Annotated in this window: 11 protein-coding genes and 1 pseudogene; 5 read left to right on the forward strand and 7 right to left on the reverse strand. The window is 73.8% G+C overall.

Going from position 1 to position 19,916, the window contains the following annotated elements:
* Positions 1–3: 3 nt before the first annotated feature.
* From ACH4U7_RS42015 to ACH4U7_RS42025, 3 genes are read left to right on the forward strand one after another with little or no spacing between them, the layout of a single operon-like run.
* On the forward strand, positions 4–669 hold the full coding sequence (locus ACH4U7_RS42015) for an RraA family protein (RefSeq protein ID WP_398533064.1): 666 nt from the start codon (positions 4–6) through the stop codon (positions 667–669).
* Positions 666–1,331 carry an RraA family protein gene (locus ACH4U7_RS42020; protein ID WP_398533065.1) on the forward strand — a complete coding sequence of 222 codons (666 nt, stop codon included), beginning with the start codon at positions 666–668 and terminating at the stop codon, positions 1,329–1,331. The genes ACH4U7_RS42015 and ACH4U7_RS42020 overlap by 4 nt, the downstream gene beginning before the upstream one ends.
* Positions 1,328–1,933 carry an RraA family protein gene (locus tag ACH4U7_RS42025; RefSeq protein WP_398533066.1) on the forward strand — a complete coding sequence of 202 codons (606 nt, stop codon included), beginning with the start codon at positions 1,328–1,330 and terminating at the stop codon, positions 1,931–1,933. The genes ACH4U7_RS42020 and ACH4U7_RS42025 overlap by 4 nt, the downstream gene beginning before the upstream one ends.
* A 415-nt stretch (positions 1,934–2,348) precedes the next feature.
* Here the strand turns inward: ACH4U7_RS42025 and ACH4U7_RS42030 are convergent, their stop codons facing one another.
* From ACH4U7_RS42030 to ACH4U7_RS42060, 7 genes are all read right to left on the reverse strand, one after another.
* Positions 2,349–3,371 carry an FkbM family methyltransferase gene (locus ACH4U7_RS42030; RefSeq protein WP_398533067.1) on the reverse strand — a complete coding sequence of 341 codons (1,023 nt, stop codon included), beginning with the start codon at positions 3,369–3,371 and terminating at the stop codon, positions 2,349–2,351.
* Positions 3,344–5,257 carry a stealth family protein gene (locus ACH4U7_RS42035; protein WP_398533068.1) on the reverse strand — a complete coding sequence of 638 codons (1,914 nt, stop codon included), beginning with the start codon at positions 5,255–5,257 and terminating at the stop codon, positions 3,344–3,346. Before ACH4U7_RS42035 ends, ACH4U7_RS42030 begins: the two co-directional genes overlap by 28 nt.
* A gap of 106 nt (positions 5,258–5,363) precedes the next feature.
* Positions 5,364–7,610 carry a CDP-glycerol glycerophosphotransferase family protein gene (locus tag ACH4U7_RS42040; RefSeq protein ID WP_398533069.1) on the reverse strand — a complete coding sequence of 749 codons (2,247 nt, stop codon included), beginning with the start codon at positions 7,608–7,610 and terminating at the stop codon, positions 5,364–5,366.
* Positions 7,611–7,871: 261 nt separating this feature from the next.
* A complete protein-coding gene (locus tag ACH4U7_RS42045; RefSeq protein ID WP_358640933.1) occupies positions 7,872–8,753 on the reverse strand; it encodes a carbohydrate ABC transporter permease in 882 nt (293 codons plus the stop codon).
* Entirely contained in the window at positions 8,750–10,111 is a 1,362-nt protein-coding gene (locus tag ACH4U7_RS42050; protein WP_398533070.1) for a carbohydrate ABC transporter permease, read from the reverse strand. Before ACH4U7_RS42050 ends, ACH4U7_RS42045 begins: the two co-directional genes overlap by 4 nt.
* Before the next feature lie 24 nt (positions 10,112–10,135).
* Entirely contained in the window at positions 10,136–11,539 is a 1,404-nt protein-coding gene (locus tag ACH4U7_RS42055; RefSeq protein ID WP_398533071.1) for an ABC transporter substrate-binding protein, read from the reverse strand.
* A gap of 360 nt (positions 11,540–11,899) precedes the next feature.
* Positions 11,900–16,066, reverse strand: coding sequence for an FHA domain-containing protein (locus ACH4U7_RS42060; protein WP_398533072.1), 4,167 nt, complete (start codon positions 16,064–16,066; stop codon positions 11,900–11,902).
* Positions 16,067–16,623: 557 nt separating this feature from the next.
* On the opposite strand from ACH4U7_RS42060, the gene ACH4U7_RS42065 reads away from it, so the two are divergent.
* Positions 16,624–18,330, forward strand: coding sequence for a serine/threonine-protein kinase (locus tag ACH4U7_RS42065; protein WP_398533073.1), 1,707 nt, complete (start codon positions 16,624–16,626; stop codon positions 18,328–18,330).
* Between the two features lie 182 nt (positions 18,331–18,512).
* Positions 18,513–19,796 (forward strand): annotated as a pseudogene (locus ACH4U7_RS42070) (serine/threonine-protein kinase); the annotation flags it as partial.
* Positions 19,797–19,916 lie beyond the last annotated feature (120 nt).

Raw genomic sequence — 19,916 nt, forward strand, 5'->3', positions numbered from 1 at the left:
GGCATGAGCAACTCATCTCTTCTGGACCGTTTCGCGGCGCTCGACTCCGCCGCGGTCAGCGACGCGCTCGACCAGCTCGGGCTTCCCTCCGGAGTCGGCGGCATCCGTCCGGTGTGGGGCCCCGCGGCCGTCGTGGGATTCGCCGTCACCGTGGGACTCGAACCGCGCACCGAAGGCCCTGCCGGAGCCCACATCGCCACCACGGCCGTCGAGAGCTCGGACGACCAGAGCGTGATCGTCGTCGACAACCAGGGCCGCACCGACGTGTCGTGCTGGGGCGGCATCCTGAGTCTGGGTGCGTCCCTTCGTGGTGTTCGCGGTGTCGTCGCCGACGGCGTGTGCCGTGACGTGGCGGAGGCCCGTGAGCTGGGTTTCCCGGTGTTCTCGCGGGGTTCGATCCCGGCTACGGCGCGGGGCAGGCTGCAGCAGCGCTCCACCGGCGAACCGGTCAGCGTGGCCGGGCTCATGGTCGAGCAGGGCGACGTCGTCGTCGCCGACGAGACCGGTCTCGTCGTCATCCCGCGGGCCCGGGCCGAGGAAGTGGCGCTGGTCGCGACCGCGATCGTCGCCCGTGAGCGTGCCATCGCAGACGAGGTGCGCGCGGGCGCGGCCCTCTCCCAGGCCATGCACGACGCCCGCCTCACCGGAGAGAAGGAGTCGGCCCGATGAGTGACCCCACCGCCGCCCCGAACCTCACCACCGACCTGTCCACCGCCTCCGTCTCCGATGCTCTGGACTCGCTCGGGCTCCCCGGATCCCTCCACGGCATCGGCGCGCTGCGCCAGGGCCAGCGGACCGTGGGACCGGTCTTCACCGTCGCCTACGAACCGGTCGACGAGGCCGGCGGTACGGTGGGCGACTTCCTGGACGACGTCCCCGCGGGGGCTGTGATCCTCATCGACAACGCCGGCCGCAGCGACTGCACGGTGTGGGGCGGCATCATGAGCCAGACCGCCCACGAGCGCGGCATCGCGGGCACCGTCATCAACGGCACCTGCCGCGACGTCGCCGTCGCGACCACCGCCGGTTACCCGATCTGGTCGGTCTCCCGGTTCATGCGCACCGGCAAGGACCGCGTCCGAGTGGCCGCCGTCCAGACACCCGTCACCATCGACGACGTCCCCATCCGCCCCGGCGACATCCTCGTGGCCGACGACGACGGTGCGGTCGTCGTCCCGGCCGCCCGCTGGGACGAGGTCGCGGACCTCGCGCGCCGTATCGACAGTGTCGAGGAGGCCATCGTCGAGGCAGTCCGCGGCGGCGCCACGCTCGCCGAGGCGCGCGCCCTGCACGGCTACCACTCGCTCCAGACCCGGAAGGACGCCTCGTGAACGACCTCGCCCGCGGACACTCCAGCGCGACGCTGCTGGAGGCGTCCAAGCTCGGCATCGCCCTTTCCCCCGAACTGCGGTCGCTGTGGTCCGGCGCCCGGCTGTGCGGCCCGGCGTTCACCGTGCAGGGCGCCGGCGGCGACAACCTCGCCCTGCACCACGCCGTACTGCAGGCCCCGCCCGGTTCCGTCCTGGTCGCCGACGTCGGCGGCGCCCGCTTCGGCCACTGGGGCGAGATCCTCACCGTGGCCGCTCAGCATCGGGGGATCGCGGGCCTGCTCATCGACGGCGGCGTCCGCGACGCGGACGAGATCGAAGGCCTCGGCTTCCCGGTCTTCTCACGCAGCAACGCGATCCTCGGCACCCGCAAGGACTTCCGCGGCGTGTTCGGGCGTCCCGTCACGGTCGGCGGCATCACGGTCCACACCGGCGACCTCGTCGTCGGGGACGTCGACGGCGTCGTGGCCCTCCCCTCGGCCAGGGCCGAGGAGATCCTCGACCGCGCCGACGCGCGCGTGGCCCATGAGAACGAGCTGATGAAGCGGGTGCGGGAAGGCCGCAGCACCCTGGACCTAGGACTCCTGACCCAAGTCGTTCTCTGAATACCCACCGCCACAGCCAGTCGATCTTTATGAGGGGCGCCGAATTCCCGAGAGAAGAGGGGGTGGGACGCTGGCGTGGAGAAGGCACCATTAAAGGACAAGCCATTTGGACGGAGAAGGTCTGATCTCGTCTCACCATGAGAGGCGGCGCCACTCACCGATCCTCAAGGCGGGTTTCCCGAAGTCGTCGGCTGGAGCCCATGCACGTACCGCCGGAGATGACCATCGAACTGGCGGTGGCCAGTGTCCCCGTCCTGCTGGTGGCGGTGCTTGTGCTGCGACGGCGCAAGGCCCAGGCCCGCCCTCGATTCGATGACCCTGCTGGTCGCCGCCGTCATCGTCCACGAACACGGCCACCGACCGTGCCGTCCTCCTCGAGATCCTGGGGGCGCTCGCGGGCGATGCAGCAGCGGCCCTACGGCCTCGGTGCGCGGCGGGCCAGGGCCGCCAGGGCGGCCAGGCCCGCCCGGAGCCTGCGGGCGGCGTACGGCCGGCGGGGGCCCGGGGCGCGGGCGGACGGGAGGTACGGGGCGTTCCAGCCGCCGGGGAAGGGCGAGCCGCCGGGCGTGAGAAGGTTCGTCGTCTCGTCGCACGCCAGGATCGCGATCAGCCACCGCCGTACGGCCCGGTGGAAGTCCGGGGTCAGCGGGGCCGGAGCGAGCAGCCAGTCGCGGCACTGGCCGCTGACGGCGCGCCGGTAGCCGCTCTCGTCGTAGCGCAGCCAGGGCGCCTCGGGGGTGATGGGGTGCAGCCCGTATCCGCGGGCGACCAGCGGGGCCAGGGCGCGGCGCAGGGCGTCGTGGTCGGCGCTGGGCAGCAGTTCGCAGACGATCCAGGGGCGGTGGCGGTCGGCGGTGTGCAGCGCGCCCTCCAGCACGGCCGCCTCGAAGGTCTCCACGTCGATCTTGACGAGGTACGGGGCGGCGCCCCGCTCCGCCGTGAACGCGTCGACCGTGGTGACCGGGACCCGCACCGAGCCGCTGTGCCTGCGGTGCGCGCTGTTCAGCGAGTTCGAGGACTCCGACTTCTCCGACAGATACAGCTCGGCGGTCCCGGGCGCCGAGGAGACCGCGGACTCCACCACCTCGTAGGACAGCCGGTTGGACGCGCGGATGCGACGGCAGAGCCCTGCGGTGTCCGGCGTCGGCTCGAACGCGTACGTCCGCAGCCTGCTGCCGCGCCCGTAGACCGCGCTGATCAGCGCCGAGTACAGCCCGATATGCGCGCCGATGTCGTACACCGCGCTGCCCGTCGGCGCCCGCTGGGCCAGGGCCAGCAGGGTGGCCTGCGTGGTCGGCTCGTACCCGGCGAGCCCCGCCCGGCGCAACTGCCGCTGCACCGCCGTCTGTTTGCGGCTGAGCACGTTCAGCGCCCGCGGGTAGGGGCCCTCGGCGGCGATGACGTCCGGATTCAGCGGGAGGGTGATGGCGAGGGGCATGGCTGACGGACCTCCTGACGGGCGATGGCCCGCTCCAGCGGGCTGGGGACCGGGAAGTAGGCGTCGAGGAAGGGGCGGAGCAGCGCCAGCTGATCCGCGAGATCCCGCTCGCACGAGACCGTGTCGTTGAGGCAGAACGCCTGGCGGTGCCGCAACCGCAGCAGCCGGGCCAGCCGGGCCGGGATACCGGGCTGGGCCAGGTCGAAGTAGTCGTAGCGCAGCGGCGCGGGCACGGCCCGGCCGGTCAGGAAGGCGTAGTAGTGGTGGAGCGCGGAGGGCAGCGAGATGTCCGAGACGCTGCGCACCCGGCTGGCCATGGTGGTGCGGTACGGGCCGGGGAACTCGCGCTCGATCTCGGCGAGGACGCTTCTGCGCAGCGCGTGCGGGGTGTGCTTGAGCTTCTGCGTCACCGTCGTGCCAAACCTCTCTTCCAGCAGCGCCCGGTTGTTCTTCCCGGCCGCCGAGACCGGGACGTCGCCGGGGTGGGTGGGGCCGAGCGGGATCAGCGCGCGGGAGAGGAAGAACTTCGTCATGCCGTTGGCCAGGAAGAAGTCCTGAGGGGTCACCGGGGAGCCGAGGAACACATCGTCGTTGAAGTACAGGAAGTGCTCGGCCAGCCCGTCGATATGGTGCAGCCGGGTCTCGATGGCCTGGGAGTTGAAGGTGGGCAGGGCCCGCGGGTCGTCGAAGATGTCGCGGTGGTCGACGACGGTGATCCCGGGGTGCGCGCTCGCCAGCCACGGCGGCACCTGGTCGTCGGTCACCAGATAGATATGGCGCACCCAGGGGGCGTACATATGCAGGGAGCGCAGGGAGTAGCGCAGCTCGTCCCGGTTGGCGTAGCGGGCCTCGTTGGCCGCCTGCTCGTGGTACGGACCGGCCGTGTCGTCGCCTTCGGCCGTCCATTCGGCGCGGCGGCTGCGCCACGCGGGGTCGGCGCCGTCGACCCAGGTGTAGACGACGTCGATGGGGAAGCGGACCTCGTCGGGCAGGCGGGTGGTGAACTCGGGGCGGGTACGCACCAGCGGGCCTGGCTGCCACCCCTCGGCGGGGGCCAGTCGGGTGAAGAGGTGGCCCGGAGCGTGTACGGCGGTGCAGGCGGCGGGCACGAAAGCGGTTGTGCGGTTGGGGCGGGGCGCGATGAGCAGGTCACCGCCTCCGCCCTGGTCCTCATCCTCGGCCCTGCCCCGCCGCCAGAACTCGATATCGCAGCCGTGCGCCACACCGAGCACCAGACCCGCGCCGGTGCCTGCGCCAGGGCTTGCGCCGGGGTTTGCGCCAGGGCTTGCGTAGAAGCGGGTGAAGCGGACGACGGGGGCAGTGGACAGCCGCCGCCAGGTCCGCGCGGTCCGGCCGTCCCGGGGCACCGTCCCGGGGCGCTTGCCGCGCCCGGGCAGTGACACATAGCCGGCCTCCCGGGCGCACAGCTCGCTGAGCGCCGCGACCACCCGGGGCCGCTCATCGGCGGGCACCCCGACGGCCGAGGACACATTGCCGTACGCGCGGACCACGAAGTGGTCGATCCCCGCCTGCTCCAGCGCCTCGCACACCAGCCGCAGATTCTCGGCGCGTGCGTGCAGCGGGGTGGGCACGGTGGCGACCTGGGCGACCCGCGGCCCGTGCCGGTCGACGACCACGATCCGGTTCGGTTCGGACAGCAGCCCCGCCCGGCGCAGCCGGCGCCGCCCCCACCGCAGCCGCAGCGCGCCGGACGCCGCCGAGAGGCGGCCCAGGCCCCGCATGGCCGCCCGGCGCAGCCCGGCGCCGGTCACCGCGACGACGGCGCGGCGGATGCGGTACGGGACCCGGCGCCGGTAGCGGCGCACCAGGGGCGGGACGTCGGAGCGCCAGGGCAGGTGGGGGGCGGGCGGTGCGGTACGGGGCATCCTGGGTCCTGGTTCTTGCGTCGGTGCTGCTTCTTGCGTCAGGGAAGGCTGCGGGGGAGTCGGCGGGGGAGCCGTTGGTGGTGGCGGGTGGGGGCTGCCGGGCGGGCTACGAGGGCACCTGGGCCGAGGAGGCGGCCGGCGCCGGGCGGTGCGCGGCGGGGGCGGGGCGGCGGTCGGCGAGCGGGACGATGGGCGGCAGGGCGTCGGAGGCCGCGCCGAGGAAGACCCGCCGCACCACGCGCTCGGCGGCCCGCCCGTCGTCGTGCGGGCAGAAGCGCGCCCGGAAGGCGGCGCGCGGGGCGTCGTAGCGGGGGTCGCACCAGGCGGAGCCGGCGAAGAGGTCGATCAGCTCGTCCTCGGAGCGGGAGACCGGTCCCGGCGGGGCGGCGGTGATGTCGAAGTAGGTGCCGCGGGCGGCGCGGTAGACGTCCCAGTCGTCGGCGTGGACGACGATGGGGCGGTCGAGGTTGGCGTAGTCGAACATGATCGACGAGTAGTCGGTGAGCAGCGCGTCGGCGGCCAGGCACAGTTCCTCGACGCTTGCGTGCCCCGAGACGTCGATGACCTGGCCACTCCGCGCCTCGTCCTGGCCGCCGTGTGCCTCGTAGAAGTAGTGCGGCCGCACCAGGAAGGTGAAGCCGGGCCCCAGCGCGCGGGCCATCCGCTCCAGGTCAAGACGCGGCAGATAGCCGCGCTGGTAGTCGCGGTGCGTGGGCGCGTACAGCACCGCCGTGCTGCCCTCCGGGACGCCGAGCCGCTTCCGCAGCCGCGCCACGTCCTCGGCGGTGGCGCGGTGGAAGACGTCGTTGCGCGGAAAGCCGAACTCGAGCGTGGCGTAGCCGGACGGATAGACCCGCTCCCACACCAGGGTGGAGTGGCGGTTGGCGGAGAGGCTGTAGTCCCAGCTGTCCACCCGCTCCAGCAGCTCATTGAAATCAGTGGAGCGGGCGGCGGCCGGGCGGTCGAGCAGATCCAGGCCCATGTGCTTGAGCGGGGTGCCGTGGTGGGTCTGGAGATGGATCTGGCCGGGCCGCTTGCGCAGCCGTGGCGTGAAGTTGACGTTGTTGACCAGGTACGCGGCGCGGGCGAGCGCGGTCCAGTACGCGGGCGAGCCGGGGTGCAGCCGGCGCACGCCGGGCGGCAGGGTGTGCGCGTATTCGCGGGTGGTGATCCAGGCGGTGCGGATATGCGGGGCGAGTTCGCGGACCTTCGCCTCGATCGCCGCCGGATTACAGGCGTAGCCCTTGTGCCAGTACGCCGCGAACACCGCGAGCCGGCGGTCGATCGGGCGCAGTCGCTGCAACCGGTAGTGCGCCCGCAGCGCCACCGCGCGCGCCCGGACATACCCGGCCGCCCCCAGCTCCCCCGCCCGCCGCCGCATCCGGTCGGCGCCGCGCAGGAACTGGAACGCCCGGCGGGCCCCGATGCGCACCAGCAGCCCCCGCCACCAGGCGCGCCCCGGCGGGCTGGCCGCGCCGCCGGGCCGGTAGCGCCGGTGGTGCGCCCCGGCCCGGCGGAAGAACTCGGCGCGCGCCCCGCGCGGCAGCCGCCCGGGCGCGGTGAAGACGGCGGCGAGGTGGTCGAGCATCCGCTGGAACAGCGCGGGCCGCCAGTGCGCCAGGTCCGGGCGGCTGTCCAGGAACAGGAAGACCCGGTCGTACTGGTCGAAGACGTCCAGGTGGCGGCGGCTGGGCGTGCGCAGGATGCCACCGCGCCGCCGCTGCCGGTAGTGCACGCACACCCGGTCCAGTACGGCGAGCGAACGGGCGGTCAGCAGCACGGGATAGGTCCAGGGCGTGTCCTCGTAGAACCCCGGCGGGAAGGTGAACCCCTCCCGCTCCAGGAAGTCCCGCCGGTACGCCTTGTTCCACGCCACCATCAGCAGCCGCAGCAGCTCGGGCCGGTCGTCCAGCCGGAACGTCCGGGGCCCGCTCTGGCGCAGCAGGTCGGCCCGTACGTTCCGCTCCGCCCGGCCCGTCCAGTACACCCGTGCGTAGTCGAACAGCAGCACCTCCGGATCCCCGGTGGCCGCCAGCCGCTCGGCGATCGCCCGCAGCGCCCCGGGCACGAGCGTGTCGTCCCCGTCGAGGAACAGCACATAGTCCCCGGTGGCCTGCCCCATCCCGACGTTACGGGCCGGGCCGAGCCCCATGTTGTCGCTGAGATGCACGGGCCGCACCCGCGGGTCGCGGGCCGCGGCGTCGTCGATGATCGAGCCGCAGGCGTCGGGGGAGCGGTCGTCGACCGCGATCAGCTCGAGGTCGGTGAAGTCCTGCGTGAGTACCGAGCGCAGGCAGTCATGGAGGAAGGGCTGGACCTGATACGCGGGCACGATGACGCTGAACCGGGGCAAAGCGCATCCCATCGGTTGAGGCGGTGCGGATGTGGTTTATCAGCATCATCGGAACGTACGCACAATGCCGGGCGACGCGTGCCGGGGAGGCGCGGAAAGCAACCCGTTCGGCGCAGCCGTGCCGCGCGTACAGCACTGAACCGCCCGTACAGCACTGAGCGGCCGTACAGCGCTGAGCCGCCCGTACAGCACTGAGCCGGCCGGCCCTCGACGGGCCGACCGGCTCAGTGCTTGTGGCGCTTGTGGTTCAGCAGGCTCTGGTCACTTCACCGCGCCCGCCATCACCCCGGCGACGAACTGCCGCTGGAAGGCGAAGAAGACGGCCAGCGGGATCACCATCGAGATGAAGGCGCCAGGACCCAGGATGTCGATGTTGTTGCCGAACTGCCGCACCTGCTGCTGCAGCGCCACCGTGATGGGCGGGTTGCCGCTGTCCGCGAAGATCAGCGCGATCAGCATGTCGTTCCACACCCACAGGAACTGGAAGATGCCGAGCGAGGCGATGGCCGGCCCGCCCAGCGGCATCACGACCCGTACGAACAGCCGCAGCTCGCCCGCCCCGTCCAGCCGCGCCGCCTCCAGCAGCTCACGCGGGATCTCCGCGAAGAAGTTCCGCAGCAGGAATATCGCGAAGGGCAGGCCGAAGGCGGTGTGGAAGAGCACCACGCCCGTCGTCGTCTGGAAGATGCCGATCTCGCCGAAGAGCTTGGCGACGGGGATCAGCGCGACCTGCACCGGGACGACGAGGAGGCCGACGACGACCAGGAACCACCAGTCGCGGCCGGGGAAGTCCATCCAGGCGAAGGCGTAGCCCGCCAGCGCACCGAGCACCACCACCAGGACCGTGGCCGGAATGGTGATCGCGAGGGTGGTCCACAGCGAGTCGGTGATCTGCTGGTTGGACAGCAGATCGTCGTAGGCGCTGAAGGTGAGCTGCCCCGGATCGGTGAAGACCTTCCACCAGCCCGAGACGGCCACCTCGGAGGGGTCGCGCAGCGAGGAGAGCAGCAGCCCGACCGTGGGCATCAGCCAGAACAGCCCGATCAGGATGAGGACGACCCGCATCACCCCGCCGCCGGCCCGGGCCGCGATCCGCGCGGCAAGCGACTGCTTGGCTTGTACGACCGTGTCCGCGCTGGTCATCGGCGGCGCTCCCTTCGGATCCGGCGGATGTTGAAGAACATGACGGGCATCACGAACACCAGCAGGAACACGGCGATCGCGCTGCCGAGGCCCTGGTTGACGTCCGTCCCGAAGGACGACTGATACAGCTGGAGGGCGAGCACATTGGCCTCGTCCTGACTGGTCTGCGGCGCGATGATGTACACCAGGTCGAAGATCTTCAAGACGTTGATCATGAGCGTGACGACGACCACCGACAGCACCGGCGCCAGCAGTGGCACCGTCACCCGCCGGAAGACCTGCCACTCATTGGCGCCGTCCATCCGCGCCGCCTCCAGCAGCTCGCGCGGCACGCCCGCGAGCCCCGCCGCGATCAGCACCATCGCGAAACCGGCCCAAATCCAGACGTACGAGCCGATGATGGCCGGGGTGACCAGCGACGGGCCGAGCCAGTCCACCCCGTTGTACGGCTGGCCGAAGTTCCAGGCGGGCAGCCGCAGCTCGGCGCCGTCCGCCTTGGCCGGCAGGGTGTACGTACCGTCGGCGCGGGACGTGGTCGTGGCGACGACCTTGCCGTCCTTGACCGCCTCGATCTTGACGTCGGCGAGCGCCTTCTCGCCCTTGTCGAGCACATTGTGCTGACCGCGGTCGCCCTTGGTGAAGTCGAACCAGACCGTGCCGGTGACCTTCCCGGCTTCCGGCTTCGCGGCCTTGGCCTCCTGCGCGCCGCTCACATCGTCGCGCTTGGCGGCGACCAGCGGCAGCGAGACGGGGGTGCCCGCCTTCGCCGTCGCATCGGTGGTGAACGACCCGTTCGACGACTCGGTCAACCCGGCGTTGGGCCGTGGATGGGCGCCGGGGAAGGGCGGCGACTCCTTGAAGGTGTCATGCACGCTCACCCAGATGGCGTTGGCCACGCCCCGGTCCGGATCGGCCTCGTACACCAGCCGGAAGATGATGCCCGCCGCCAGCATCGAGATCGCCATCGGCATGAAGACGACCAGTTTGAAGGCCGTGCCCCAGCGCACGCGCTCGGTGAGCACGGCGAAGATCAGGCCGAGTGCGGTGGCCACGGACGGGGCGACGATGACCCAGACGATGTTGTTCTTGATCGCCGTCATCGTCGCGTCGTCGCTGAACATCTCGCGGTAGTTGTCCAGCCCGACAAAGCCGTCGCCCGACGCGTCGAAGAGACTGCGGTAGACGGAGTAGCCGATCGGGTAGACGACGAGCGCGCCGAGCAGCACCAGCGCGGGCAGCAGGAAGATCCCCGCCACCCACAGCCGGGTGCCCGTAATGCTTTTCCTCTTCTTGTTCTTGTCCTGCGCAGGCGCTACGCGGCCAGGTGCTGCCGCGCCGCCCGCTGTCGCGGTCGACATGATGTGGATCTCCCGGTCGCGTCGTCAGTTCCCGTACGCCTTGGCGGCATCGCGCTCCAGCTGGCGCTGGATGCCCTCGACATCCTTGGGGTTCTTCAGGAAGTCCTGGAGCGCTTTCCACTCGCCCTGGGCCGGCTTGCCGCCGAACGAGGCCGGGGCCTGGTCGGACATGTCGAAGCGGAAGTTGTCGCCCGCGTCTATCACCGCTTTGGCGATCTTGCGCAGCGGTTCATTGGGGTAGACGCTCAGGCTGAGCTTCTTGTTCGCCGAGATGAAGCCGCCCGCCTGGGCCCAGATGTGGGCGGCGTCGGGCGAGGCCAGGAAGGTCAGCAGCGCCTGCGAGGCCTCGCTGTCCTTGAGCGCCACGGCCACATCGCCGCCGGTGACCACCGGGGCGGTCGCACCCACCTTCGGGAACGGGAAGACCTTCGCCTCCGAGCCCAGCTTCGCCCCCGCGTCGGAGACATTGGCCGCGGCGAAGTCCCCCTCGAAGACCATCGCGGCGTCCGGCTGGGCGGCGTCGGCGAAAGCCTTGACGACCGAATCCGGGAACGCCGTCTGCAGCGCGCCGGACCTGCCCCCCGCGAGCAGCCCCTTGGCGCCCCACAGCTCGGCCAGCGTCTTGAGCGCCCGAGTCACCGAGGGATCGGTCCACTTGATCTTGTGCTGGGCCAGCTGATCGTACTTCTCCGGCCCCGCCTGGGAGAGATAGACGTTCTCGAACCAGTCGGTGAGCGTCCAGCCGTCCGCACCGCCGACCGAGACCGGGTCGGTGCCGGAGTCGGAGATCAGCTGCGCCTGGGCGAGAAAGTCCTTCCAGGTCTTCGCCTCCCTGGCCCCCGCGTACTCGAACGCGGAGGTGTTGTACCAGATCAGCGACTTGTTGCTGACCTTGAAATAGACGCCGTACTGCTTGCCCTTGTACGCGCCGAGCTCCTGCCAGCCCTTCGAGAAGTTCTTGGACAGCTGCGCCTTGGTGGCGGCGTTGACCGGCTTGGCCCAGCCCTTCTGCGCGAACTCGCGCAACACGCCGACCTGCCCGACCAGCGCGACATCGGGCGGCTGGCCGCCCGCCATCTTCGAGCCGACGAAGCCCGCCATGTCGTCGCCGCTGGGCACGAACGACACCTTGGCGCCGGTGCGCTTCTCGAACTCCTTCAGCACCTTGGTGAAGTTCTTCTGTTCGGTGCCCGTCCATACGGCCGTGACCTCGAGATGCTTGCCCTTGAGGTTGGGCAGCTTGACGGTCACGGGCGGCGGGCTGCCGCTGTCGGCCTCCCCGTCGTCGGTGCCGCAGCCCGCGGCGGTGAGCATCAGCGCCCCCGCCGAACAGAGGGCGAGCGCGGCTCGCGCCGAACGCCTCGTGCGCTGCTGGCGAGTCTGGCCCGGCTGGCGCTGCTGGCGCTTCCTGCGAAGCGGTGTGAGCATCCCCGTTTTCCTCCCAAATCGGCCGTCCCCCGCCGCGGCCGTATCCCGTGCCGACAGTCCTACGCCCGGTCACGGTCCGTCGCAATACCGTTTTCTGCGGTAACTCTCCGATTGTGACCGGGCCGTGATGAACAGTCAGGAAGGAACGGGGCAGGGCGGTCAGACAGGAGGATCGGACGATCAATTCCGAAAGTCGGACGGGTCGGATGGGGGAGGGGCGTTCTGGGCACCGCGCTTGAGCGGTTGAGGCCGTGGTCGCGGTGTTGTGGTCGCCGTTTGCGGTCGCGGTTTGCGGTCGCGGTTTGCGGTTGCCGTTTGCGGTCGCTGTTTGTGGTTGCGGTGAGACTTGGACGGTAGCGGTCAGATCAGAGCGGGCGCGGTCGGCGCGCCAGCCGACTGCGCCGCGCGCTGCAGCGCGCTGGCGAGCAGGGCCAGGTCCGTCGGCCCGTTGCCCAGCTCCCGTACCGGGCGCCGGGTGGGCGGGTCGCCCGTACGCTCCCAGTCGACGGCCACGACGGTGGGACGCTGCGTCGCCGTACGCGGTATGCGCCCGGTCACCCGGCCCGCCTGGAACGGCGTGGAGGGGCTGGACATGCCGTCGCGCCGCCGGTACAGCCGGCCGCGGCCGATGGCCGCTTCCGCCGCCCCGGAGCCGGTGGGCGAGTCTGCGGAGCCGGTGGGTGCTCCGGAGGCCGTGGCGGACAGCGGGCGGGCCTCCAGCGTGATCCACAGCCCGGCGCGCTCGGCCGCCGCCGTGTCCGCCGTACGGTCCGGGCGACCGGACGCCGCGACCAGATGCACCCCGAGGCGCGCACCGTCGCGGGCGACGGCCTCCAGCGCCCGGACGACCGACCCGGCCGCCGGCCGACCGGTGCTGCCCAGGGAGGGGGCGACCAGCGCGTCGAAGTCGTCGACGAGGACGACGAGCCGGGGCAGCGAGGCCCCTGCCGCCTCCTCCGTGTGCTCGCTGCCGGGCTGGGTGCGCAGCCGCAAGGTGCCGCTGGAGGCGGAGTCGAGGTCACCGGCCCGCCGCGGCGCGACCACTCGCGCCCCGCCCCCGCCCGTGCCTCCGGCCGGGGCGTCGGGATGCCGGGCCGTGGTGCTGACGGCAGCGCCACCCAGGCGTCCGCTCGCGCCTCGCGGCGAGGCGTCGCCGGCGCCCGCGTGCCCGCTGATGCCGCTGGTACCTCGCGACGGGGCGTCACTCGCGCCTGCACGTCCGCTCGCGTCTCTGCCCACGCTCCGGTCCGAGGCGTCGGGGCGGCGGGCCGGGCCGTCCTCGGCGGCCACGTACGCGCCGCGGGCCGACGCGTCGCCGGCGCTGGGTTCGGCTGCGCCGCGGGCGGGGGCGTAGCCCGCGCTCCAGGCGTGGGCGTCGGGGCGTCGGGGCGTACCGCCGACGCCGTCGGCGTCCGCGGCGCCGTCCGAGCGCGGGCCCCCGGGCAGGTGCCCGCTGACGCCGCTTGCGCTGCGCGCCGAGGCGGCGCTGGAGCGCTGGGCGTGCCAGGTGGTGAAGTCCTGGCCGCCCAGCAGTTCGGCGCGGTGCTTGAGCTCCGAGCTCAGCGCCTGGGCGAACTCCCGCATCCGTACCGGGTCGGAGGCCGCCAGATACGTCGAGACCTGCGGCAGGTCCGTGCACACCCGCAGCCCCTCGCCGCGCTCCGCGCCGCCGCCGTCGACGAGCACGAGGCCGAGCCGGTCCGGGCGCTCGGCGGCCGCGAGGGAGGCGGCAACGGAACGCAGCAGCTCTGTCTTGCCGGTGCCGGGGCCGCCGCCGATCAGCAGATGCGGGCCGTCGGCCACCAGGTCGACGGCGAGCGGGCCGCGCGGGCCCGCGCCCAGCACGGCCAGGGCCCGGCCGCCGGCCGGGACCTCGTCCGCGGCGGCCGCCCAGCGGGCCAGCAGCGAGGCGGGGGTGGCCCGCGCCAGACCCAGCTCGTCCAGCAGCCGCGACGCGCGCGGCAGCGGGGCGGCCGCCGGGCGGCCGGAGCCGGGGGCGCCGCCCTCCAGGGCGGAGTCGGCCGGGCGCAGGGGCGCCAGGGCCCGTGCGAACCGCTCGGCCCAGGCCACCGACACCGCGTCCACGGTCGCGCCCGCCGCCCCGTCGTGGCCGCCGCGGCGCACGATCTGGAGCCCCGTCGCCACGTCGCCGCTGAGCAGCGCCGCCATCCCGCAGGCGGCGAACACCGGAGACGCGGCACGGGCGGCCCCATAGCTCGCCGACAGCGGAGACGCGGAAGCCATAGAGGACGCTGCGGGCGCCTCCACCAGGGACAGAAGATGAATTCCGGCCGCCGGGCCGCCCAGCGCCAGCGCCGCGAGCGTTTCGCGCAGCGCCGCGGGGCCGGGGTCGCCGTCCACGACGACCACGGTGTGCGGGCCGGAGTGGCGGGCCGCGGCGGCGGCCACGGCCGCCGGGGACGCGGTCGCCCAGCCCGGGCCCGGCCGCCCGTCCTCCAGCCTCCGCACCAGCTCGTTCGTACGGGCCGTGGCCTGCTCCGGGTCGTACGCCAGCAGCAGTCGGCAGTCCTGCCCGCGGAGCGGCTGGAGGTGAGGCAGCCAGCCGAGCCAGGACCACTGCGCGAGCCGTTCGCCGACGGGGCGCCGGCTGTCCGTGCTGACCAGGATGATCTCCAGCGCGGCGGGCGAGTGGAGGGCCGCCAGCTGCGCCACGACGGAGCGGGCGAGTCCGGCCAGCCGGGCGCGCGGGCCTGCCAGGCCCAGCGAGCCGGCCTCCCGCAGATCGACGGTCACGGGTGCGGCGGGCAGCAGCCCACCGCCCGCGGCGGGCCGGTCGGCCGACCCCAGCCGCACGCTCAGCGCGTCCGGGTGCCCCGGGCCGCGCTCCCACAGGCGCGGACCCGGACCGAGCGCCGTCATCAGTACGGCGGCGGGATCCGGCCACCGCCGGTGCAGCGCGGCGGCCTCGGCGGCCGCCTGCCCCGCGGCGCCTCCGCCCGGCCCGTCGCCGCACGCCTCGTCCCGCTCGCCCGCGCCGAGCCCGGAGGCGAGCCGCCGCGCCCAGGCCCCTATGCCGCCGCGCCGCCGCACCTGCGCCCCGGCGACGTCAGCGATGTCATAGGCGCCCGGCCGGCCGCCACGCGCTCCGGCGCCCCGGTCGTCCTGGGCGCCGCCGCCCGTGGCCGACGCCTCGCCTGGTGACCCGGCCTGCCGGGGGTCTGCTTGTGGATGGTGCGGTGTCGTATGCGAACGGGCCGCGCCGCCGCCCATGGCCGGGCCGCCCGGCGCCCCCGGGCGCGACGCCGGGCCGTCGGCCCGGTCGTGCCCCGGAGCGGACTCCGCCCACGCCGCTCCTCCTCCGGTGGCGGCCCACGGCCCCTGGCTCATTCCGGCGGCGCCGAAGTGCGTCGGGCTCTCATCCGTCCCCGGCAGGACGCGGTCGTCGGCAGGCTGCCATCCGCCGTCGCCGCGCGCGGCCGAGCCGTGTCCTTGGCTTCGGTCGCTGCGGCTTCGGTTGCCGTGGCTCCGGTCGCCGCCCGGGGCGGCCGGCACGCCGCCGGACCGGCCGTCCGAGGCACCACCGGGGGCGGGGTGGCCCGTCATGCCGCCGCGCCCGGCGGGGCCGGCGCCCGGCGCGGGGCGCCCGGCGCGGTCGCGGCCGTCCTGGGCCGCGTATGGCTCGAACGCGCCCCCGGCCGTCGTGGGGTGGCCGGACATCGCGCCGTGCCCAGCGGAGGCCCGCTCGGCGGGGAGCCAGTCGCCCTGGCCCGTCGTGGTGGCCGCGGGGGTGTGGGACGGAGGCTCGGGGGCCGTGCCCGGGTGTGCCCCAGGGACGACCCGTAGGTGGCCCTCGCCGTCCGGGTGGGCCGGAAGGCGCTCGGGCGGGGCGGGGGAGGGCGACGGGGTGTGCAGCCGCAGGGCGGATTCGCCGATGCGCAGCAGGGCGCCCGGAGGCAGGGGGACGGCGTGGGGGCCGACGGGCGCGCCGTCGACCGCCGTGCCGTTCGTCGAGCCGAGGTCGGTGATGGTGACCCGGCCGTCGTCGGCGACCGTCACCGCGCAGTGCAGCCGGGACACATCGGGGTCGTCGAGGGGGACGTCCGCGTCGGCGGAGCGGCCGATGCGGACCTGGCCGCCGTGCAGCAGATGGACGCCGCCCGCGTCGGGCCCCGCCACCACGTCGAGCCGGACGGTCGCGTCCGGCGCCGCGGCCTCCGGCAGGCCCGGGTAACCGGGGTAACCGGGATAGCGGTCAGGGTCCGCCGGGCCGTTCAGCGCGAGGACCGCGCCATCCACCAGGGGCGGCTCGCCGACCGCGCAGCGCTGCGCGTCAAGCCGCTCGGCCCCCGCGTACAGCACGGCGCCGCCGCTGCCGCCCGCGTCGCAGCCGGACGCGGCGAGGGCGGCGGCCAGCCCGCTGGCCACCGAAGCGAGGGCGGTGCCGGCCGGGGCGGTCACCAGCACATCCACCGTGCAGGGTCCGGTGTGAGCGTGGCCGGGCGCGGCCTGGCCCGGACGGCTCGGGTGGGCGCTGCGCGGCCCGAGGACGGTCAGCCGAATCTGCATAGCCGTCAACGGTCCCTTCTGTCCGGGGGGCCGGGCAGGGGCGCCGTTTCCCCCCACCGCCCCCAGGCGCGTCGGCACGTACAAGCTCCGTACGGGCGCACGGGCACGCGCGTACGGGCACGGCGCGCGCGGGTCCCCCCGGCTCCCCACCGCATCCGTGCTGCCTGCATCCTCGCACCTGCCACTGACATTCCGCCCGCCGACCGTGGCTTCATGATCTTGATTGGTTGGCGGACTGGCCGAAAGTGGTTGATTGTGACTGGGTCGGCTGTCTGTCGGTTGTCCTTTGTGGCATCGGACGGCGTCGAATGCTACGGATCCGCCCGACCTTGGCAACCATCTGTCCGGATCGTGCGTCTTCCCCGCAAGCCGTGCTCTGCGCGGCTCATCCGCGGCTCATCCGCGGCTCGTACGGAGATCAGTACGGCATGTCGTACGGCCCCACTACAGTGGGGCCGACGCAGGCGATGTCGGCGACATGAACAACCAGCCGTCGGCAGGACGCAGTCAACGCAGACAACGCAGACAACATGGACCACGACCAGGGAGCGCATGACGTGCGGCCGGTAGGCAGCAAGTACCTGCTCGAGGAGCCGCTCGGACGCGGAGCCACGGGCACCGTCTGGCGAGCCCGCCAGCGGGAGGCGGCGGGCTCCGAGGCCGCCGTGGCCGGGCAGCCCGGCGAGACCGTCGCGATCAAGGTCCTCAAGGAGGAGCTGGCAAACGACGCGGAGATCGTGATGCGCTTCCTGCGCGAGCGTTCCGTGCTGCTGCGGCTCACCCACCCCAACATCGTCCGCACCCGCGACCTGGTCGTCGAGGGCGATCTGCTCGCCCTGGTCATGGACCTGGTCGACGGCCCGGACCTGCACAACTACCTGCGTAGCAACGGCCCGTTCACCCCCGTGGCCGCCGCCCTGCTGATGGCCCAGATCGCCGACGCGCTCGCCGCCAGCCACGCGGACGGCGTCGTGCACCGCGACCTCAAACCCGCCAACGTGCTGCTGGCCGGCACGGGCGAGGGCGAGGAGATGCACCCGATGCTGACCGACTTCGGCATCGCGCGCCTCGCGGACTCGCCGGGCCTCACCCGCACCCATGAGTTCGTCGGCACGCCCGCCTATGTGGCGCCGGAGTCGGCCGAGGGCCGCCCGCAGACCTCCGCGGTGGACATCTACGGCGCCGGGATCATGCTGTACGAGCTGGTCACCGGCCGTCCGCCGTTCGCGGGCAACACGGCGCTCGAGGTGCTGCACCGGCATCTGAGCGAGGAGCCGCGCCGCCCCACCACCGTGCCCGAGCCCCTGTGGACGGTCATAGAGCGCTGTCTGCGCAAGAGCCCGGAGGAACGGCCCAGCGCCGAGAGCCTGGCCCGCGGGCTGCGCGTGGTCGCCGCGGGCGTCGGGGTGCACGCCACGCCCGCGCAGGCCGAGGCCGCGCTCGGCGTCGGCGCGCTGCTCGCCCCGGACCCGGCGCCCGCCCCGGTGCCGGACGCCGACCCCGGGGGCGCCGCCGACCCGACCCAGGTGCTCCCGTCCAACGCGTCGGGTGCCTTCGACCCCGCCGCGGCCACCAGCGTGCTGCCCCAGACCGGCGGCCCCGGCGGCGGTGCGAACGCCGATCCCACCCAGGTGCTGCCCGCGGGCTCCGGCCCGGCCTCCGGCGCCGACCCGACCCGCGCGATGCCGCCCGTGCCGCCCGGCCAGGGGCCGGACGATCCGCACCCCTGGCAGAACCAGCTGCGCGCGGCCCGCGACCGCAACGAGCAGACGCAGGTCCAGTACCTCGACCCGAGCCAGGACCCGCTGCGCCGCCGCCCCCAGCGCCGCCCCGCCCCGCAGCAGCCGCCGCAGTACCAGCAGCCCCATCAGTACCAGCCGCAGCAGCCCCAGCAGCCGCCGCGCAGGCAGCAGAGGCGCCAGCAGCCGCCCCCGTACGCCCAGCAGCAGCCCCAGAACTACGCCCCGGCGCCGCACCACCCCCAGCAACCGCAGCCCCAGCGGTACGCGCCGCCCCCGCAGCCGCAGCAGCCCGAGCCGCGCCAGCCCCGGCAGCGCAGCTCCAGCCCGATGAAGATCCCCGGTATGGGGTGCCTCAAGGGCTGTCTGTTCGTGATCGTGATCCTGATCGTGGGCTCCTGGCTGATCTGGGAGCTGACCCCGCTCAAGGACTGGGTCGCCGAGGGCAAGAGCTACTGGGACGCGGTCACCGACTGGATCACCGAGGTGAAGGACTGGATCTCCAAGCTCGGCGGGCCCAGCTGACCCAGCCCCATGTACGACGCGGGGCCCGCGGCCAAGGGCCCCGCCACTAAGGGGATTTGTCGACATCTGAAGGGTGTTTTCCGCGCAGAAGCGGACAGTTGACGCTGCCCGAGGCCCCCAACCTGCCGGTAGCCGCGTAGCTTTGTCGCCAACGTGCCCCTGTCGGAGGAGTCGGAGCAGTCTTGTCACGGAAGATCGGCAGCCGGTACACCGCCAACCAGGTCCTGGGCCGCGGCAGTGCCGGCACGGTGTGGCTGGGCGAGGGTCCCGAGGGCCCGGTCGCCATCAAGCTCCTGCACGAGGAGCTCTCCTCCGACCAGGAGCTCGTCGGCCGCTTCGTACAGGAGCGCACCGCGCTGCTGAGCCTGGACCACCCCCGGGTGGTGGGCGTACGCGACCTCGTCGTCGACGGAAACGACTTGGCCCTGGTCATGGACCTGGTGCGCGGCACCGATCTGCGCACCCGGCTCGACCGCGAGCGGCGGCTGGCCCCCGAGGCGGCGGTCGCCATCGCCGCGGACATCGCCGACGCCCTGGCCGCGGCCCATGCGGCCGGGATCGTGCACCGCGACGTCAAGCCGGAGAACGTCCTGCTGGACATGCAGGGACCGCTCGGCCCCGGCGGCTCCCACCCGGCCCTGCTCACCGACTTCGGTGTGGCCCGGCTCGTCGACGCGCCGCGCCGGGTGCGCCCGCAGGGCACCGCCCAGGGCCGGGTCCAGAACCCGCGCAGTGTCATCGGCACTCCGGACTACCTCGCCCCCGAGATCGTCGAGGGGCTGCCGCCGCGGGCCAGCGTGGACGTATACGCCCTCGCCACCGTCCTGTACGAGCTCCTGGCGGGCTTCACCCCCTTCGGCGGCGGCCACCCCGGCGCGATCCTGCGCCGCCATGTGACGGAGACCGTCGCGCCGCTGCCCGGCATCCCCGACGAGCTGTGGCAGCTGCTGCTCCAGTGCCTCGCCAAGGCGCCGGCCTCCCGGCTGCGCGCCTCCGAGCTGGCGGCCCGGCTGCGCGAGCTGCTGCCGTCGCTGACCGGCTACCCGCCGCTGGACATCGACGAGCCCGACGAGCCCGGGGCCGAGCCGGAGGGCCGGTACGACGAGGCGCCGACGCCGCACCGCGCCCCGGCCGCCGAGGAGCCGCCGCGGCGCCGCGGCGCGGTGCCGCTGGTGCCCGGGGCGGTGCCCGACTCCAGCCGGGAGACGCACACCAGCATGCGGGTGCCCAGCGCGGACGAGCTCGCCGGCGGCCCGCACGGCACCGCCCGCGCCCCCCGGGTCAGCGGTCAGCGCCGCGCGGGCTCGGCCCGTAACCGCCCGGTCTCGGAGGCGGTGCGCCGCCGCCGGGTCAGGCTCGCGGTGGTCGCGGGCGCGCTGCTGGCCGCGGTGGGGATCGGCGGCTGGCTCGCATCGGGCGGTGACGACGACGGCGAGCCCCCCAAGGGCGGCGAACACTCGGCCCCCCCCCCCGCCGGGCGCGGCGGCCCGCCGGGGGGGCCCCCCCCCCCGCCGGCCGGGGCCCCGGCGGGGCCCCCGGCCCCCGGCGCCCCCCGCCGGGGGGGGGGGGCGCCCGCCCGTGCGCCC

The organism is Streptomyces sp. NPDC020845, from assembly GCF_044334165.1.
In the GTDB taxonomy this organism is placed as follows: Bacteria; Actinomycetota; Actinomycetes; order Streptomycetales; family Streptomycetaceae; genus Streptomyces.

Bases quoted from the DNA above. Each gene is read 5' to 3' on its own strand.
- ACH4U7_RS42055 (WP_398533071.1), bottom strand. From the start codon at position 11,539: ATGCTCACACCGCTTCGCAGGAAGCGCCAGCAGCGCCAGCCGGGCCAG.
- ACH4U7_RS42030 (WP_398533067.1), bottom strand. From the start codon at position 3,371: ATGCCCCTCGCCATCACCCTCCCGCTGAATCCGGACGTCATCGCCGCC.
- ACH4U7_RS42020 (WP_398533065.1), top strand. From the start codon at position 666: ATGAGTGACCCCACCGCCGCCCCGAACCTCACCACCGACCTGTCCACC.
- ACH4U7_RS42060 (WP_398533072.1), bottom strand. From the start codon at position 16,066: ATGCAGATTCGGCTGACCGTCCTCGGGCCGCGCAGCGCCCACCCGAGC.
- ACH4U7_RS42050 (WP_398533070.1), bottom strand. From the start codon at position 10,111: ATGTCGACCGCGACAGCGGGCGGCGCGGCAGCACCTGGCCGCGTAGCG.
- ACH4U7_RS42035 (WP_398533068.1), bottom strand. From the start codon at position 5,257: ATGCCCCGTACCGCACCGCCCGCCCCCCACCTGCCCTGGCGCTCCGAC.
- ACH4U7_RS42045 (WP_358640933.1), bottom strand. From the start codon at position 8,753: ATGACCAGCGCGGACACGGTCGTACAAGCCAAGCAGTCGCTTGCCGCG.
- ACH4U7_RS42015 (WP_398533064.1), top strand. From the start codon at position 4: ATGAGCAACTCATCTCTTCTGGACCGTTTCGCGGCGCTCGACTCCGCC.